Genomic DNA, 3,464 nt, shown 5'->3' on the forward strand with positions numbered 1-3,464 from the left:
TACAAGGGCGGCAATTGATGGCGGCCCTGCCTCGCCGCGACTTTCTCGCCCTGGGCAGTGCCGCGGCAGCCGCTGCCCTGTTGCCGGGCCGGGCCTTCGCCGACATTGCGACCGGCATCAAGCTGCATGGCCTGTCCGCCTTCGGCGACCTCAAGTACAAGCCCGATTTCGCGCATTTCGACTACGTCAATCCGGACGCGCCCAAGGGCGGCCAGATGAATTTCGCGCCGCCGAACGCAACCCTCAATCAGAGCTTCCTGACCTTCAACACGTTGAATTTCCTGGTGTTGAAGGGTGAGGCGCCGCCGCGCGCCGAACTCTGTTTCGATTCGCTGATGACAAGCGCGCTCGATGAGCCGGATGCAGTCTATGGCCTGCTTGCCGAAACCGTTGCCCTGTCGCCAGACCGCAACGGTTTCCGCTTCGTGCTGCGACCGCAAGCGCGTTTCCACGACGGCTCGCCGCTGACCGCGCAAGACGTTGTCTTTGCGCTGAAGCTCTATAAGGACAAGGGCCATCCGAACCTTTCCCAGGCGTTGCGGTACATGACCGACGTGGTTGCGGTCGATCCCACCACCGTCGATCTCACCCTCAACGGCAAGCAGTCGGCGCAAAACGTCCTTGCGATCGTGGGGATGCCGATCGTCTCCAAGGCCTTTTACACGGCCAATGATTTCGATGCTTCGACCATGACGCCGCCGCTTGGCTCGGGACCCTACAAGATTGGACGCGTGGCGGCCGGACAGACGGTCGAATATGACCGCGTCGCCGATTATTGGGGCCGCGATCTCCCGGTGAACCGCGGCCTCTACAATTTCGACCGCATCCGCATCGACTTCTATCTTGACCGGCAGGCGGCATTCGAGGCCTTCAAGAAAGGCGACACGCATTTTCGCGAGGAATTCACCTCACGGGTATGGGCGACCGGATACGACTTTCCGGCGCTGAAGGACGGCAAGGTCCTCAAACGGGAATTTCCCGGCGAGAAGACGCCAGACATGCAGAGCGTCGCGCTGAACCAGCGTCGTCCGCAATTCCGCGATGAGCGGGTGCGGCGGGCGATCGCCAGATGTTTCGATTTCGAATGGATGAAGCGGGCCTTGTTTTACGGCTCCTACGAGCGTTCTCAATCGAACTTCGAACGATCGGATTACAAGGCCGAAGGCCTGCCCTCGCCTGACGAATTGGCCCTGCTGGAGCCATTCCGGGCCGAGTTGCCGCCAGAGGTTTTCGGTGAAGCGGTAACACAGCCCCTGTCCGACGGTTCGGGCCATGACCGCAAGCTGCTGGGCGAGGCTTCGAGATTGCTTGCGCAAGCCGGCTGGAAGCGCGACGGCAGTTTCGTCGTCAATGACAAGGGTGAGCGGCTGCGGGTCGAAATGCTGGCGGAGGACGATGGCATCGTTCGTATCTACACCCCGTGGTCGGAGAATATGAAGGCGATCGGGATCGACGCATCGATCCGGCAAATCGATTCGGCGCAGTATGAGCAGCGGCACAGCAATTACGACTTCGATCTTGCCTTGCTGCATTGGTCGATCGGGGCGACGCCGACTGACGACAGCCTGCAGATGCTCTATGATTCCCGCATGGCGAAAATCCCGGGGCAGCGCAACTATCCCGGCACCGAAAGCAAGGCCATCGACGCCCTGATCGCGGCAGCAGCCAAGGCGAAAGACCGTATAGAACTCGTCACGGCGCTCAGAGCGCTCGACCGGGTCTTGCGCGCGCGGCTGGACTGGATTCCAACATACTATCTGGCGAATCACCGCGTCGCCTATTGGGACATGTTCGGCTTTGTCGAACAGAAGCCTGATTTCGGCTTTCCGGTCGAGACGCTGTGGTGGTTCGATAAGGGCAAGGCGGCAAGAATTGGCAAAGGCTGAGATGTTCGCTCAACGAGGGCAGAAGGCCTGATGGGCGCCTATATCCTGCGCCGCATCCTTTTGATGATCCCGACGCTGTTCGGCATCATGGCGATATCCTTCGCCGTCATCCAGTTCGCCCCCGGCGGTCCGGTCGAACAGGTCATCGCCCGGCTGACCAATCAGGGCGGCAGCGACCGCCTCGGCGGTGGTGGCGGCGACGCGGGTGCCGGCGGCAATTTCGATGCCGCCGGTGACGTCAGCTCGAAATATCGCGGTGCGCAGGGGCTCGATCCGGAATTCATCAAGAAGCTGGAAAAGCAGTTCGGCTTCGACAAGCCGCCGCTCGAGCGCTTCGGCATGATGCTGTGGAACTATGCCCGCTTCGATTTCGGCGACAGCTATTTCCGCGACATTTCGGTGCTCGACCTGATCCTGGAAAAAATGCCGGTGTCGATCTCGATCGGGCTGTGGATCACGCTGTTGTCCTATTTGATCTCGATCCCGCTCGGCATCCGCAAGGCGGTCAAGGACGGCACTCCCTTCGACGTCTGGACCAGCGGCGTCGTCATTGTCGGCTATGCCATTCCGGGCTTCCTGTTCGGCATCATGCTGATGGTGCTGTTTGCCGGCGGGTCTTTCTGGGACTGGTTTCCGTTGCGCGGCCTCACCTCGGACAATTGGGATCAATTGTCGTGGTGGGGAAAGATCGTCGACTATTTCTGGCACATGACATTGCCGCTGACCGCGCTGGTGCTGTCGGCCTTCGCCACCACGACGCTGCTGACCAAGAACTCGTTCCTCGAAGAAATCCGCAAACAGTATGTGGTGACGGCGCGGGCCAAGGGTCTGTCGGAACGGCAGGTGCTCTACGGCCACGTCTTCCGCAACGCCATGCTGATCGTCATCGCCGGTTTTCCCGGCGCCTTCATCTCGGCCTTCTTCACCGGCTCGCTGCTGATCGAGAACATCTTCTCCCTCGATGGCCTCGGTCTGCTCGGCTTCCGGTCGGTGGTCGAGCGCGACTATCCGGTGGTGTTCGCCAATCTCTACATCTTCTCGCTGCTCGGGCTGTTCGTCGGGCTCTTGTCCGACCTGCTCTACACCTGGGTCGATCCGCGCATCGATTTCGAGCGGAGAGACGTCTGATGTCGGAGGCTACAGTCCCCGTCGACGCGGCACCCGCGCGGATCAAGCGGCCGTTTCTGTCGCCGCTCAACAAGCGCCGCCTGCAGAACTTCAAAGCCAACCGCCGCGGCTACTGGTCGCTGTGGATCTTCCTCGTCCTGTTCGTGCTGTCGCTGTTTTCCGAGTTCATCGCCAACGACAAGCCGATCATCGCTTCCTACAAGGGCGAAATCCTGTTTCCGGTGTTGGTCGCCTACCCCGAGGAAAAATTCGGCGGCTTCTATGCCGTCACCGACTATCGCGATCCGGTCATCCAGGACGAGATCAACGCCAATGGCTGGATGATCTGGCCGCCGGTGCGCTACTCCTATCAGACGGTCAACAACGCTATTCCCGAAGCAGCACCGGCCAAGCCGTCGTGGCAGTATGACGCCAAGACACGCTGCAATCAGTATCCGCAGGGTGCTGCCG

The 3,464-nt window shown here is 60.7% G+C and carries 2 protein-coding genes and 1 pseudogene; all 3 read left to right on the forward strand.

Annotation, left to right across the window (positions count from 1 at the left end):
• Positions 1-17: 17 nt before the first annotated feature.
• Positions 18-1,886 (forward strand): extracellular solute-binding protein, encoded by a 1,869-nt coding sequence (locus EN925_RS28440; RefSeq protein ID WP_127385031.1) that lies wholly within the window; start codon positions 18-20, stop codon positions 1,884-1,886.
• Positions 1,887-1,916: 30 nt separating this feature from the next.
• Entirely contained in the window at positions 1,917-3,014 is a 1,098-nt protein-coding gene (locus EN925_RS28445; protein ID WP_013527941.1) for a microcin C ABC transporter permease YejB, read from the forward strand.
• A pseudogene (locus EN925_RS28450) lies at positions 3,014-3,464 on the forward strand (ABC transporter permease); the annotation flags it as partial. The gene EN925_RS28445 and the pseudogene EN925_RS28450, both read left to right, overlap by 1 nt.

The organism is Mesorhizobium sp. M7A.F.Ca.US.006.04.2.1 (assembly GCF_004022915.1).
GTDB lineage: Bacteria > Pseudomonadota > Alphaproteobacteria > Rhizobiales > Rhizobiaceae > Mesorhizobium > Mesorhizobium ciceri.

Coding starts and splice junctions, on each gene's coding strand:
- EN925_RS28445 (WP_013527941.1), top strand. CDS start 1,917: ATGGGCGCCTATATCCTGCGCCGCATCCTTTTGATGATCCCGACGCTG.
- EN925_RS28440 (WP_127385031.1), top strand. CDS start 18: ATGGCGGCCCTGCCTCGCCGCGACTTTCTCGCCCTGGGCAGTGCCGCG.